Source organism: Clostridium sp. DFI.1.208, from assembly GCF_024463855.1.
Taxonomy (GTDB): domain Bacteria; phylum Bacillota_I; class Bacilli_A; order Erysipelotrichales; family Erysipelotrichaceae; genus Clostridium_AQ.
In genome coordinates, this window is the sequence record NZ_JANGCA010000010.1 from 48,454 (window position 1) to 62,415 (window position 13,962).

The following is a 13,962-nucleotide window of genomic DNA, read 5'->3' on the forward strand; positions in this document are numbered from 1 at the left end:
GGCTATTACATGTCGGAAAGCTGTAAGTGATACAGCATGAGAAATAAGAGCTATCGCAATGAAAGCGCCCGAAATAACAGCTTATGAAAATCGCTACCAAAAAGACACAGCAAGTGTCTTTTTCTGATGCTTTTCCCTGCTCGTATTTTTATACATGAATATGATAAAACATGATTACACATATACAGGATACAGCGTCGTGATACGTTCTTATTATCAAAAACACGTATTTTCCTTTCGCTTTCCCTTCACCTTCAGTATAATAAAGGTAACAAAACGGAGATGATACCATGACAGAAGCCCTTCAGAAGCAGGCAGCCACCCTCTATAAGCTTCCACGCTTTCGCACTGCATTTCATAATGTTATTCTACGCTCGCTGCGCAGCAACGGATATTATGACTACCGCTATATCAGCAGAAGCATCACCCGCGCAGATGTTCTGGTTGCGGACACTCCTGCGACGCAGCTGCAATATCTTTCCGAGATATCCAATCAGACACTGCTGCACTACACCTTAAAGCACGCGGCGGTGATGGAGAAACGCCAGCCTCTGCTGCTGGAGCTCCTGAAACAGGCAGGGTATGAAAAGGACATCGTGGGAAAGGATTCTATTCTGTATGAGAAAGAGGCTGTGCAGCTAGTGGAAATCACCTCCCTTCCTCAATATCTGGAAATCATCCTAAACTATCGCAAGGCGCATGTTTCCTTTTATTTTCGCGGACATCAGAATATGAATTACCAAATGACCCCTTCCCTGTTTCGCAATCCTGACATGGCGGTGCGGGAGGATGCAATCTATAAGCAGACGCTGATTGAATATCCGGCGGATTTTTATAACTGCAAAACCCATTTTGAAAAGCTGGTGAAAATGCAGCACTATCAAATCTGTACCCGCCTGCTCGATCTGACGACCAATCCTCTTGTGGCACTGTTTTTCGCCTGTGAGGATGCCACAAGGGATACCGGACAGGTTCTCGTATTTGAAAGCAGGGAAGCCCCGTTGTTTCCAGACAGTGATAAGGTGAGTATGCTTTCCAGCCTTGGCTTTCTGAAAGAGGACACCCGCAAGGCATTGCGCAAGGAAAGTGCAGAGACCTTTTCCAGCAGTGCAGCTGCGGCAATGCTCCTGCATGAAATACAGCGGGAATTGCCAGCCTTTCAGCCCGGTATAAAGCAGAAGGATTTGCGAAAGGTTTTACTTGTGCAGGCGGCGATGGACAACATCCGCATACAGCGGCAAAACGGCTTGTTTTTCCTGTGTGGAAACTATGCCAGTGATGATGAGGAGCTGCAGAGTGTCCTGCGGAATAAGCTACTGCACCATGAGGGGAAACAGATGGTCTTTTACATCAAAAAGAAGGAACAGCTGCTGGAGGAGCTGAAGCTGGTACATATGTCACATAAAGACCTGTATGGTAATCTGCAGGAAGCCGCATGGGATATCCTGCATACCGTGCGATAGAATGGGAGAAGTTATGGAAACCTACAAAATTTCACAGATAGCAAAACTGCTCGGTTTAAGCAGCGACACGATCCGTTTTTATGAAAAAAAAGGTCTGGTACACCCTTCTGTGAATCCGGACAACCAGTATCGGGAATATAATCTGGATAATATACTGGAGCTGCTGGATATCATTTACTATCGGCATCTGGACATATCCTTACAGGATATTCAATCCATCTGTACCAGCAAAAGCCGGGAAAATATGTATGAGCTGCTGTTGAAAAAGAAACAGGAAACGGAAGAAAAAATACGGTATGAGCAGCAGCTTCTGAAAAAGCTTACCTGTATATCCGAGACGTATCAAAGGGTGGAATCCAATCAGAACATCTGCAGTATCAAAGCCTTTCCGGCATCCGTCATTCTGTTTGAAAGTGAGCGGACAAGTGATTTCTTCACACAGCAGATAGCCCATTTGACACAGGATCAGTTTGTCCTATGCTCCCTGTTTAAAACCTATCAGATCAGCAGCTGTGACATACAGCCGAAGAAGACCATCATCGCACTGGAACAGGATATCATGGAGGAGCTGCACATGGATTATCCGCAGGCACAGCTGATAAAAGCGCATAAGCAGCCCTGTGTTTTCCTTGTGATCCACATGCTTCACAACCAGATTCAGCAAGAGGATATCGCTTTGCTGTTTGCCTATGCCGCCAAGCAAAAGCTAACCCTGCAGGATACCCTGTATATGCGTGAGATTCCGCTTACCAGCTATCAGGATGATCAGAATTATTATGCGGAGCTGTATATTCCCATATGTGAGGACTAAATCCTCATTTTTTATTATTTTTCCTTGACCTTGGAGCTGCTTCAGGGTTTATACTTACATTCGCACGGAGGTGAAGTCAAAATGAAAAAAGATTATATACACAAGCAATTCTGGAACTATGTGCTTCCTTCCATGTTCACAATGCTGCTAAGCGGCTTCTATGCGATTGTGGATGGGTTGTTTGTAGGTAATGCGGTGGGAGATACCGCACTGGGCGCAATCAATCTTGCCTATCCGATACAGGTAATATTAAATGCTACAGCAATCGGGCTGGGGATCGGAGGATCTGTTGTCATGTCCCGCAGCCGCGGGGATGGAAGAGAGGATAAGGCACGCCATGCCATGGGGTCTACGCTGGCACTGCTGCTGGCATCCGGTGTCCTTCTGTCTGCGGTACTGCTCATACTGCATCCGATGCTGCTGCGTATGCTGGGAGCGAAGGGAGCCATGTATGCACAGGCCCGCTCCTATATCATAGTTGTACTTATGGGGGGACTGCTCCCTGTTCTTGGCAACGGATTGAATCCGCTGCTGCGCAATTACGGAAAAACCTTTCTGGCAACGGCAATCATGAGCAGCGGACTGATTACGAATATCATCCTCGATTATGTATTTGTCTTCCGTTTACATATGGGACTGGCAGGTGCAGCTTGGGCAACCATCACAGCACAGGGCGTTGTCGCTGTCCTTACACTGCTCTATATGTATGCAAGAGAGCTTCGCGGTTATTCCCGAAAGGATATTGTGCCGGATGCACCCCTTGTGAAATCCATCGTCCGTATCGGCCTTTCCCCCTTCGGACAAACGATGGCGCCTTCTTTTGTCATCGTATTGACCAACTGGATGTGTCTGCGCTATGGCGGGGATGCCGCAGTAACCATTTACTCGGTCGTTTCCTATGTTCTGTGCAGTGCACAGCTTCTGCTTCAGGGAATCGGTGACGGTGTACAGCCTTTGATCAGCTTTTATTACGGTGCCAAAAAGGAGGAGAAGATTCATATTCTATATCGCAAGGCCTTTTTCGTAACCGTTGCAGCTTCACTTGTTCTCTGCATAGCGGTAGTCCTCTTCCTAAATCCGCTGACTGCCCTGTTTGGAATCAGCGATGCCATTTTTGAAGGAGCGAAGACTGCTATTTTGATCACCACGGTATCGTTCCCCTTTCTCGGCATTACAAGAGTTACATCAGCCATTTTTTATGCGACAGAGAAAACACGCAATTCCACCTTTCTGGTCTATATGGAGCCCTGCCTTCTGTTACCCCTGAGTCTGTTCGTGCTTTCCTTCCTGTTTCAGCTGTCAGGAATCTGGGCGGCCTATCCCGTTGCGCAGATTCTTCTTTGCACTATCGCCCTGTTTATGAAAAACCCGCTGCACGCCCCTGTCACAGTGCCACAAACACAGGAACAAACGCTGTGCTGATATCATTCTCGGAAAACAAGCTTTGCAGCAAATGGCAGGTGTTGTAAAAAGCAGCCAGCTGATCAGATGCAGTAAAGCGGACAACACAAGCAATACATGCCGCTTTAAGGTTCTAAATTTGGGAATTGATGAAGCTGTTGATAATAAAAAAATAAAGCCCCAAAGGTTCTTTCTTACTTTCGGGTGTTTGCAAAAGGGAGACTTCAACACGATTGGATTTATCAATAGAAGTTGAAGTCTCCCTGTTTTTAGTTTTTCAACACTTGAGAAAGAACCGCTCCAAAATCATAGGAGTATATTTCTTTCTTCGCTTTTTCCACATACGTGCCTGCAATGCATGAGAATCCGCTTAGAATACAGCTATTTCTTTCTATGACAGCTGCTGAGCTGCGTGGCAAATCAGCGCTTTCTTGCAGCTACAAGCAGCATCATCGGTCTGCGCATTTCATCCCGCATGCCCGCGATATCCAGCATATGCTTCGGCGGCTGTGGCTCTATGATATGCTGAAGCTCAAAGCCATTACGCAGCAGTGTATCCAGATAGGTGGTAAGCGTACGGTGATACTTCACTACCTTTTCACCAAGGAAATTTGCCTCTCGCTTTCCCTCGTAATAATAATTATCTACCGGGAAATGCAGTATTTCTCCATTCTCTCCATAATACCAGTCCTGCGTGCCATAGGATGTAAACACCGGATGCTCCACCGAGAAAACAAAGCTACCTCCCGCTATCAGCCAGCTGGATATTGCGACTGCCAGCTGTTCAAAATCCTTTACATAATGAAAGGCCAGAGAGCTGATGACTGCATCAAAGGATGCCTTTGGAAACTGTAGCTCCTCCATGGCACAGCACTGATAGCTGATTGCGTACTCTTTGCTTTTTTCTTCTGCGACTGCCAGCATTTTTTTTGAAATATCCACACCAATTACTGATGCAGCCCCCTGCTGTGCAGCATATATACAGTGCCAGCCATAGCCGCAGCCAAGATCAAGAACGCGTTTTCCTTCAAAATTCGGAAGCAGCTGCTTCAGCTGAGACCATTCACCGGCTCCCTCCAGTCCCTGTACTGAGCGGTTCATTTCTTTATATTTGTTGAAAAATACATCGTCGTCATATTTATTTTCTTTCATGTTTTTATCCTCCCATGCGAATTATGCATTGTTTATCTGATTGAAATTCACATGGGTCTATGCAATCTTCTGCGCAAGGATGCCTTTTCTCACAGAGCAACACTCCTTCCCAAAGCCGTACGTTTCTGTATAAAGTATAGCATACAGAAACAAAACTTACCATCCTGTAAAAGCTCTACTTCCTTCAGAAAAGCAGACAAAGAAAAAGCTCTCTGCAAGCTGCAGAAAGCCGTATTTCTTCCTATCTCTCGTTGTTCAAACTGGAGAAGAAGGAAAGCTGATAGATACCACAGATACCAACCAGAATATAAACAGCTCTGGACAGAATGGATCCGGTACCAAACAGCATATCTACCAGATTGAAATCAAAGAGTCCAATCAGACCCCAGTTGACACAACCGATAATACTGATAATCAACACGATATAATTTATGACTTTCATATACATCCTCCTTGCAATTAGTCTGGACATTTTCCATCGGTTTATACCGTTATCTTTTCGACGAAAGGCAAAAGGAATGCTATAATGAAAAGAGAGGAGTGCAAACCTATGAACATACCGTTATGCGTAAAAGACAGCACGATTCGTATCCTGTTTACAGAAGGCAGCGACAGGCGAATGATGGAAGCAGCAATACAACTGCACAACGAACATATTCTCACCCCGCTGCTATATGGAGATACCAAAGAGCTGCATGCACTGGCAGTGGAGTATGGCCTTTCGCTTGCCGGCATTTTGATTGTCGATCCAAAGCAGTTTGCCCATCGAGAGGACATGATTCGGCGCATGCTGAAGCTTCGTAAAGGAAAAACAGATGAACAGACATGCCGCGAGTGGCTGATGAAGGATACCTATTTCTGTACGATGTATGTAGAGCTGGGATATGCCGATGGCCTGCTGGGAGGCTCTGCCAACTCCACTGCCGATACACTGCGTCCGATTATGCAGCTGATTAAAACACGATTGCCGCACACCATCGTCTCCAGCTGCTTCCTTATGAGCAGAAAGGATGAGCATTACATTTTCGCAGATTGCTCCTTAAATCGAAACCCCGATACGGATGAGCTGGTGGAGATCGCCTTGCAGGCAGCGGAAACCGCAAAGACCTTTCAGCTGGAGCCGAGGGTGGCCCTGCTCTCCTATTCCACACATGGAAGCGGGAGCGGCACAGATGTTGATAAGGTCCGGGAGGCAGCAGAGCGGTTACAGCGTATGCCGCTGGATTATGCTGTGGATGGCGAGCTGCAGGTGGATTGCGCACTGTCCGCACGAGTGGCGAAGCTGAAGGCTGTGGATTCCATCGTTGGAGGAAATGCCAATATTTTAATTTTCCCGGATTTAAATGCAGGCAATATCGGATATAAGCTGGTCGCCAATCTGGGCGGATTTGAGGCGCTTGGACCGATTCTACAGGGCGTGCGACTGCCGATGAACGATCTTTCTCGCAGTGCAACAACAGAAGAAATTTATAAAATGGCAATCATCACTGCCATGCAAAAGGAAGCAGAAGCAGGGAGGAATGTAAATGCAGACAGCAGCAATTTGGGAATATAAAGGAACCACCATGCGCTCATCGCGAATCGAAGACAAAGATGCGTATTACATAAACGGATTCACAGAATGTGACCGTGAGATTGCACGTATGACCGGCAGTAAAATGCATTATAGCAAAGAGGAGGTGGATGCATATTTTGTGAGCTGTCTCAGCGATACAACACGATATGATTTCCTTCTATTTGATTCGCAGGACAGCCTGATCGGTGAGTGCGTAATCAATGAAATCGACGAGCAGGCACGCTCTGCAAATTTCAGAATCTGCATTTTTCAAAGCAAAGATTGCGGACAGGGAGTCGGCAGCTGGGCGGTGCAGACGATCAGAGATTTCGCCTTTCGCGAGCTGAAGCTGCACAGACTTTCACTGGATGTGTTTTCCTTTAATACAAGAGCAAAAAAAGCTTATGAGAAAGCGGGATTCCGTGTGGAGGGCAGCTTGCGGGATGCCATTTGGGATAACGGTGTATATGCCGATGATATCCTGATGTCCATTTTGGAGGACGAATGGCAGCAGCTGGTTAAAGAGAACACAATGTAACAAAAGGGGAAAAAATCATACAGAAAAGGTATTCGCAGCTATGCTGATGGGAGCAGTAGTCACCACCAAATATGCGCATACCTTTTTCTATATCACTAAAAAGAACGATCGCTTCACTTATATCATAGCTGATGGCTACAAAAAAATTATTGACAATGCTGATTATAATTTGTTAAAATAATATAGTCAAAACAGCAAACGGCGTAGAATCTTTGACGAGATTCTACGCCGTTTTTCGTTTTGTACGCAGTTTTTAGGTAGCTTTTCTCTAATAAAGACTCCAAATTTATCATTTGTAGATGGAGGTAATAAAATGCAATCAAATGAACAAATTCACTACTTAGGTAAGGAAAAGATTCCGAAATTGATATTTAAGTTTTCAATTCCCTGTATTCTTTCACTGCTTGTAAGTGCACTTTACAATATTGTTGACCAGATATTTATAGGTAATAGTGAACTAAGTGCATTAGGGAATGCTGCTACAGGAGTTGTCTTTCCTATTTTTATTATAGCACAAGCCTTTGCTTGGTGTTATGGTGATGGCTGTGCGGCATATCTAAGTATATGTCAAGGAAAAAGAGACACCAAAAATGCACCTGTTTCTATCGGCAGTGGGATAACTGTCACGCTGCTTACCAGCTTAATTTTAGTTGCAGTATTTTTCCCGTTCAAAACACAAATTTTAACACTGTTCGGTGCATCAGAAAATAGTATTGGCATGGCTATTGATTATTTTAATATTGTGTTAGCCTTTTTTCCTATATTTATGTTAATGAACATGATGAATTCCGTTATCCGTGCAGATGGAAGTCCAACATGGTCAATGGCATCTATGCTTTCCGGTGCTATCATAAATATAATACTTGACCCTGTATTTATTTTTGGGCTTCACTGGGGTATGCAGGGAGCTGCATTGGCTACAGTAATCGGTCAGTTGGTATCTTTTATCATCAGTTTTATATATTTCTTTCACACAAAAACTTTTCGTTTGTCGCTTAAACATTTTATACCCAATTTCAAGGTTTTCTTTATTGCTTTAAAGTTAGGGGTATCCTCATTCATTACACAAATGACTATTGTAATTATTTCATTGGCTTGTAATATAATGCTGGTGAAGTACGGCATGTTATCTCATTATGGTGTTGATATCCCCATCGCTATCATCGGAATTGAAAGTAAAGTTTTCACTGTTGTCATTAACATCGTTGTCGGGATCATATTGGGGTGTCAGCCAATTATCAGTTATAATTATGGTGCCAAAAATTATAAGCGTGTAAAATTAACGTATCGGTATGCTTTACAAGCTACTGTTATAATAGGTATCATTGCCACTTTATTATTTGAATTTCTCCCCACTCATATTGTAGGAATGTTTGGAGAACCAACAAATCTTCCAAACCCAGAAGATTATTGGCAGTTTGCTAATATGACATTTCGGATTTTCTTATCACTCGTAACCTTTACATGTATAATTAAAATGACCTCCATTTTCTTTCAGGCTGTTGGAAAGCCAATTCATGCTATTATTTCATCATTAACAAGAGATATTATTTGCTTTATACCCTTGATAATTATCCTTCCTGGAAAGTTTGGCATAGAAGGAATTTTATATGCTGCCCCTGCTGCTGATTTTATTGCAATGATCGTTGCAGTAGCAATGACAATTTATTTTATGAAAGGACTTGATAAAGAGAACGAATTGACAGATACTACAAGCCCCACTTTACAAGCATCAAAGCAAGGCTTGATTATCACTATTAGCAGGGAACATGGTTCTTCTGGAAAGCAAATTGGTAAAGTTGTTGCAGAAAAATTAAAAATTCCTTTTTATTATAAGGAGATTGCAGCACTGGCAGCCCAAGAAAGTGGACTACACAAAGCCTTTATATCAGATATCAATACGAATTCCCCTAAGATACTACATGATCTGTATCTTAGCACAACTGCTGTCCAGCAAGCGGTTGCAGCTCAGGAGCAAATCATTCGTAAAATCGCAAACCAAGGGGCCTGTGTAATCATAGGCAGAGCTGCCGATTATGTATTGCGAGAGTATAAAAATATTATTAGAATTTTCATTTATGCACCAGAAGAATATCGTATTAAAAGAGTTATGGAGGTGTATGGAGATACATATACAGAAGCTATAAAAAACATTCATCACTCTGATGAAGCTCGAGCTTCCTACTACCACAGTATTTCTAATACCCAGTGGGGTGATGTACATAATTATGATATATTGATCGATAGTTCAGTAGGAGTTGAGGAATGTTCAGAAATAATTTATTCATTTATCAATCACATAAAAAAACGCAAAGTTCTATAGATCCTTTTGAATGATTATTTAGAAGTAAGATGTGTATGTTGAAGTGTCATTCTTCAGCAAATCATTGAATGGTTATCCAATAAACCGATATGTATAATACAAGTTACTGGATATCAGCTTTCCCTTATACCAGAGCCTTCTGCTTTGAGCATGGAGAAAACATATAATATTTCTCATAAAGGGCAAGGGTTCACTAAAATATAATGGTACGTAATGTGTAGGAATATGGTTCTGAATAGATACATATTCTCATTCGTCCGAAATTTAAGAAAGAAAATATTCCTACTACATTCTGACTTCAGAAATGACGATTTTAAATTCAGCGAAGAAAAAGCGTAGGCTGCATATCACTGTTCAGTGAGCTACATCTCCTACGCTTTTTTACTTACATAATTTTAATCGTTGCTTCCTATTAAGACTCATTCCTATGTGCTAAATCAAGCTCTCAAAACCAATGCTATAATTTATTCCTAGTAATTAAGCAATATTCAGTATTTCTATGAATGCTGCACAGGCTCTCAGACTTTTCATCACCAAAGCAGGAAAACTGAATCATACTGCAACCATACAGCAGAATGTTCCAACACAGCATTGGCTAATAACAGCTTTTCCATAGCTTTGTACATCCTGTTGAGGACCGCAGGTTTTCTTATGCTCGCTTCCCCCTGCTCTCAACTTATCCTTGCTTTCGCTGTGCGGCTCTGTGCACCCATTTCTCAATTTCCACGATTGGAATTATAGAGGCAGACATGATAAGCGCAACTGCAAATTCGATGATGGAGATATGTTCAAATTCAAACAGCCTTGATAATACAGGGATATAAATGACAGCAATCGTCAGCATAAGTGCACATGCGACAGAAGCCATGAGATACCAATTTTGCTTTTTCATATGCACCACGGACTGCCGCAGGGAACGCATATTGAATGCATGAAACATTTCCGTCATTGACATTGTCAGAAAAGCCATTGTCATACCGTCTGCACTCTGTGTGATTTCCCAGACACCGGCTTCCATATAATGACCAACGATGTAGGAAAGGAAGGTGATCAGTGTAATAACACAGCCCTGAAATATGATTTGTATATGCAGCCCATTGGCAAACAGCCCCTCACTGCTTGGACGTGGAGGCCTTCGCATCAGATCTGCATCGCCCTCCTCCATGCCCAGCGCAAGAGCAGGGAACGTATCCGTCAACAGATTGACCCAAAGTATATGCACCGGCTTTAATATCGTAAAGCCCATCATGGTAGCCAGAAAGATAGAGAGTACCTCACTGATATTGCTGGACAGCAGAAACTGAATGGCCTTACGTATATTATCATAAATCTTACGACCTTCCTTTACTGCCGATACAATGGTCGCAAAGTTATCATCCGCAAGCACCATATCTGCCACATTTTTTGTAACATCTGTTCCTGTGATTCCCATGCCGACTCCGATACTAGCCCGTTTGATGGCTGGTGCATCATTGACACCATCCCCACTCATCGCAACAACATATCCCCTGGACTTCCATGCATCCACAATACGTACCTTATGCTCCGGCTTTACACGGGCATATACAAATGTCTGTTCAACCCGGTCAATCAATTCCTCCTGTGACAGTGTATCCAGCGTACTGCCGCTCATCGCCTGCGAGCTATCCGTTATGATATGCAGAGATTTCGCAATCGCCGCCGCAGTATCAATGTGATCACCGGTAATCATAACCGGACGGATGCCTGCCTTTCGGCACTGAGCAATCGCCGGCTTCACCTCTTCACGTACCGGATCCATCATACCGCACAGACCGAGAAATACCAGATCGGATTCTGCTGTTTCCATGTCCAATTCCATATGATCACTCCATTTGCAGGCAGCACAGAGTACACGCAAAGCTTGATCGGCCATTTGCTTATTCATCTGCCGCAGTGCTTCGCGATCCTCTTCCCGCATCGGTTCTATTTTCTTATTTCGCCATATTCCCGTGCAGCGCTGCAAGACCACATCCATTGCCCCCTTGGTAAATTGCAGAACAACACCGTCAGACTCCCTGTGCATCGTGGTCATCATCTTCCGCTGCGAATCAAACGGATATTCATGGATACGCGGATACTTCCGTATTTCCTCATTGACATGTAACAGGGTTTCCCCATAAGCACTCAGCGCCATTTCTGTAGGCTCTCCCTGCAGGGTACCATCCGCATGCACCTGCGTATCATTACAAAGACTCATCGCCAGTGCAAGCAGATACTCATCATCACCGGCATGCTCCACCACACGCATACAGTTCTGTGTCAGGGTGCCGGTTTTATCCGAGCAGATCACCTGTGTGCAGCCCAAGGTTTCCACAGCGGTCAGCTGTCGTATGACTGCATTGCGCCTTGCCATACGAGTAACACCGATTGCCAGCTGCACAGTTACTACAGCAGCAAGCCCCTCCGGGATAGCCGCAACAGCCAGCGATACAGCCAGCATAAAGGTGTCCAATAGGGCTTCCGGACGCAGATCACTGCTATTCAGCAGTTCAAATAGAAACATAAAAACGCAGATCGCCAAAACCAGAAAGCTCAGTATTTTGGAAAGCCGATTCAGCTTCTGCTGCAGAGGTGTTGCTTCCTCCCTGCTTACGAGAATAGCATCCGCAATCTTTCCCATCTCCGTATGCATACCGGTTGCAGTTATCAGTACACGCCCTCTGCCATATACCACACTGCTTCCCATATAGACCATATTTCTTCGATCGCCAAGTGGCGGATTATCTTCCTGTAAAGTATCTGTTTGCTTTTCCACCGGAAGGGATTCACCCGTTAATGCAGACTCCTCCACCTTTAAACTGGCACATTCCAAAACCCTGCCGTCTGCCGGCACAGCGTCTCCGGCCTCCAAAACAACAACATCCCCGGGAACAAGGTCTTCACTTGCTGTAACTCGTATTTCGCCATTACGCATGACCTTGCAGGCAGGCGCATTCATATCCTTTAAAGCTTCAATCGCCGCCTCTGCTTTCCCCTCCTGATATAAGCCGAGTATCGCATTCACCATAACGACAAACAGGATAATAAAGGTATCCGCATAGGACTCATGCGCATATGCAGAGGTGATTCCGGAAATGAGTGCAGCTCCAAGCAGCACGATGATCATCGGATCGGAAAGCTGCTTTGCCAGGCGTTTCAAGAGGGATGCCTTTTTCTCCTCCTGCAATTTATTCAAACCATATACACGGCTTCGCTCCTGTACCTGTGTTTCACACAATCCGCTCCTGCTGCTGTGCTGTTCCTGCAATGCTTCATCCACTGTTCTCTGATGAGCTTCCATAATGCCTGCCTCCCTTTAAAAAATTCCTATACAGCTGCTCTGTATAGGAATCGTACGTTTATGCAGCCAGCCTGTGACTTCATATTATGCAGATATTCACAAATTGCGACAGACCTTCTGCATTTATTTTTCATGGTTATCTCTACCTGTATTGTAAAGCATAAGGCTTCTTCTGTAAACAGCCGTCTTTGCAATTCAGACAAAGTCCCGGGATTGTCTAGCGAAGCAGCGTCCCCTCCTCACGTATTCCCCACACAGCCTGTGGATCTGTCTGTGTTTTCTGAATGGAAAATACGACCTGTGTATCCTGAAAGGTAAAGGTTCCTGTTCCCTGCGTGCCATATCCATCATCCGTAAAGCTGAACGATGCCGTATCACCGTTGCGCTGTGCCGTGCCGGATATGGAGGCAACCTGCTGTGCATCCAGCGGGTTCAGACTTGTCAGCGTATAGGTAAAGGTGGTATCCGTCACATCGGATACGACAAGAGTACTATGACTGCCACTGTAAGTTCCGGCGATATCCTCTTGCTTCTGCGGTTCCTCTTCCTGCTGGAAAGGTTGTCCGCCGGCAGCTCCACGAATAAAGACATCGCTGTTGTATGGACCACAGCCAATCGTTTCCCCCTCATACTTCAGCTGATTGCTGCTGCGAATCGCAAAGGTATAGGTTCCCTGCGCACTGCTCGCTTTTATGCTTTGATCCGCAATGCTCCACGTTCCACGCACATCCTGCATACCCTCACAGCTGTTTTGTGTGAATACAAACGATCCATCGCTTTTCAGTGCAAGTGCTGCTGCAGCACCATTGCGCGTGTTTTCATCTGTAAAGGTACCGGCCATATCTTCCATACGGTATGTCTTCTTCTGTGAAAACAGCGCATCTCCATACTTCCAATACAGATATCCGCCTCCAGCAGCAAGACCAGCCACTAGCAGCAACAGTATCAGAAGCAGCGGCCATATTCTGCGCTTTTTGACAACGGTTTGCTTCTTCGTCTTATGATTGGTTTTATGCTTTGTTTTTCGTCTGGTTTTCTTTTTGGTTTTTCCTTTTTTCGCTTTCTGCTTCTTATTCTTTTTATCAGAAGTATTCGGCTGTCGCTGCTTTTTTTCGACTGTTTGCTTTTGCATACCACACAGCTCACTTACATCGACTTGAAACAGCTTTGAAAGTCGCTGCAGCTGTTTCTCATCAGGAACACGAATTCCCGCTTCCCAATCGCGTAATTCCTCCTCCTCGATGCGCATATATTCTGCCAGCCGCTGTGTGCTGATTTCGTATTCCATGCGCAGCGTTTTGATATGTTTACCCAGCATATGGTTTCACTTCCTATCGTATGCCAATATTATCCCCGAGACGGAAGAAGAAAGTCAAGAAAACCGACAGAATCGTAAGAATCTGCCATGAGAAAAAAGA

At 44.5% G+C, this 13,962-nt stretch carries 10 protein-coding genes; 6 read left to right on the plus strand and 4 right to left on the minus strand.

What is annotated here, in order from left to right:
* Positions 1-290 precede the first annotated feature (290 nt).
* From NE665_RS07170 to NE665_RS07180, 3 genes are all read left to right on the plus strand, one after another.
* Positions 291-1,463 carry an FRG domain-containing protein gene (locus tag NE665_RS07170; RefSeq protein ID WP_117443340.1) on the plus strand — a complete coding sequence of 391 codons (1,173 nt, stop codon included), beginning with the start codon at positions 291-293 and terminating at the stop codon, positions 1,461-1,463.
* Positions 1,464-1,476: 13 nt separating this feature from the next.
* Positions 1,477-2,274, plus strand: coding sequence for a MerR family transcriptional regulator (locus NE665_RS07175; RefSeq protein ID WP_117443382.1), 798 nt, complete (start codon positions 1,477-1,479; stop codon positions 2,272-2,274).
* 81 nt (positions 2,275-2,355) lie between these two features.
* Positions 2,356-3,696: an MATE family efflux transporter gene (locus NE665_RS07180; RefSeq protein ID WP_117443339.1), complete on the plus strand. Its 1,341-nt coding sequence runs from the start codon at positions 2,356-2,358 to the stop codon at positions 3,694-3,696.
* 399 nt (positions 3,697-4,095) lie between these two features.
* Here NE665_RS07180 and NE665_RS07185 read toward each other — a convergent pair whose 3' ends face one another.
* Positions 4,096-4,827, minus strand: a complete 732-nt coding sequence (locus tag NE665_RS07185; protein WP_117443338.1) for a class I SAM-dependent methyltransferase — start codon at positions 4,825-4,827, stop codon at positions 4,096-4,098.
* Between the two features lie 241 nt (positions 4,828-5,068).
* Positions 5,069-5,269: a DUF378 domain-containing protein gene (locus NE665_RS07190; RefSeq protein ID WP_002605892.1), complete on the minus strand. Its 201-nt coding sequence runs from the start codon at positions 5,267-5,269 to the stop codon at positions 5,069-5,071.
* Positions 5,270-5,377: 108 nt separating this feature from the next.
* Here NE665_RS07190 and pta point away from each other — a divergent pair, with 108 nt between their 5' ends.
* The 3 genes from pta to NE665_RS07205 all read left to right on the plus strand — a co-directional run bounded on the left by pta (position 5,378) and on the right by NE665_RS07205 (position 9,243).
* Positions 5,378-6,382 (plus strand): phosphate acetyltransferase, encoded by a 1,005-nt coding sequence (pta, locus tag NE665_RS07195; protein ID WP_117443337.1) that lies wholly within the window; start codon positions 5,378-5,380, stop codon positions 6,380-6,382.
* Positions 6,354-6,920 (plus strand): GNAT family protein, encoded by a 567-nt coding sequence (locus tag NE665_RS07200; protein WP_117443336.1) that lies wholly within the window; start codon positions 6,354-6,356, stop codon positions 6,918-6,920. The genes pta and NE665_RS07200 overlap by 29 nt, the downstream gene beginning before the upstream one ends.
* 313 nt (positions 6,921-7,233) lie before the next feature.
* Positions 7,234-9,243: a cytidylate kinase family protein gene (locus NE665_RS07205; protein WP_117443335.1), complete on the plus strand. Its 2,010-nt coding sequence runs from the start codon at positions 7,234-7,236 to the stop codon at positions 9,241-9,243.
* Between the two features lie 676 nt (positions 9,244-9,919).
* Here the strand turns inward: NE665_RS07205 and NE665_RS07210 are convergent.
* Together NE665_RS07210 and NE665_RS07215 are read right to left on the minus strand one after the other, a co-directional pair.
* Entirely contained in the window at positions 9,920-12,544 is a 2,625-nt protein-coding gene (locus tag NE665_RS07210; RefSeq protein ID WP_117443334.1) for a cation-translocating P-type ATPase, read from the minus strand.
* A gap of 217 nt (positions 12,545-12,761) precedes the next feature.
* Positions 12,762-13,862, minus strand: a complete 1,101-nt coding sequence (locus NE665_RS07215) for a helix-turn-helix transcriptional regulator (RefSeq protein ID WP_117443333.1) — start codon at positions 13,860-13,862, stop codon at positions 12,762-12,764.
* Positions 13,863-13,962: the final 100 nt, after the last annotated feature.